The organism is Mycobacterium sp. NGS62 (assembly GCF_059812285.1).
Map to the genome: position 1 here is coordinate 1 of NZ_JCALCK010000058.1, position 1359 is coordinate 1359.

Annotated in this window: 1 pseudogene; it reads left to right on the plus strand. The window is 63.9% G+C overall.

The window, feature by feature from the left end:
• Positions 1-112 precede the first annotated feature (112 nt).
• Positions 113-1347: pseudogene (locus AC5Y49_RS24645) on the plus strand (integrase catalytic domain-containing protein).
• Positions 1348-1359 lie beyond the last annotated feature (12 nt).

Sequence of the window (1359 nt, forward strand, 5' to 3'; positions counted from 1 at the left end):
CGCGTTGACTCACCAAAAATGCGCGCGTAGACCCATTCGTTGCCTCAGCTGAGAATGCGCGCGTACGGCGCGCCTGCCCGGGCGGTGAGCAAAGACTCGGTAGGCCCGGACGATGGGACTGACGGTGAGTCAACGCAAGGCTGTGACGAAGGCGATCGCGACCCGCTACGCGCGAGCTGACAAGGCCGGCAAGGGCCGGATCCTCGATGAGTTGTGCGCTACCACCGGCTGGCACCGCAACCACGCACGCAAGGCATTGAAGAATGCGCTGCGCCCGAAGGTCATCAAGAGCAGGGCGCCGCGTCCGCCCAAGTACGGGCCGAAAGTCATTGCGGCGCTGATCTTCTGCTGGGCGGTGCTGGGAATGCCGGCCGGGAAAAGGCTGGCGCCGATGCTGGGCGAGCTGACGGACAGACTGCGTCGCTGCGAGGAGCTCGACATCGACGACGACACCGCCGCGCTGCTGGCGGGCATGTCGGCGGCCGCCATCGACCGCCGCCTGGCGCCCGAACGCAAGAAACATGAGCTTAAATTAAGGGCCGCAGCCACACCAAACCCGGCTCGCTGCTGAAAAGCCAGATCCCGATCCGCACCTGGGCCGACTGGGACGACGCGGTGCCCGGGTTCGTGGAGATCGACCTGGTCGGCCACGAGGGCGGCAACGCCGCTGGTGAGCACGCCTATACGCTGACCGTCACCGACATCGCCACCGGGTGGACCGAGAACCGCAGCGTGCCCAACAAGGCCCGTAAATGGGTGCTGGCCGCCCTCGACGATATCGCCAAGATCATGCCGTTCCCGATCCTGGGCGTGGACAGCGACTGCGGATCGGAGTTCATCAATTACCACCTGCTGGCGTGGTGCGAGCAGCGCCACATCACCTTCACCCGGTCGCGGGCCGGCAACAAAAACGACGGCTGCTACGTGGAGCAGAAGAACTGGGCCATCGTGCGCATCGTGGTCGGCTACCATCGCTACGACACCAAAGCAGAACTGTTGTTACTCAACAAGATATGGATGTTGCAGTCACTGCTGACCAACTACTTCTACCCGCAGCAAAAACTCGTCTCCAAGGTCCGCGACGGCGCCAAAGTGTCCAAGAAATACGACACGGCGACCACCCCGCACCGCCGCGCCGAGCGCCACGAGGCGGTCTGCACCGAGGACAAGGCGATCCTCGCCGACACCTACACCGGCATCAACCCAGCCGCCGTACAGCGCCAGATCCAGGCCCTGACCACCGAGCTGCTGACCATCACCACCAGCAATGCCGGACCCAAGGCCAAGGCTTCCGTTACGCGCGCATCCTCGAATGAGTCAACGAATCAGTCCTCGCGCGCATCTTGACACGAGGCAACA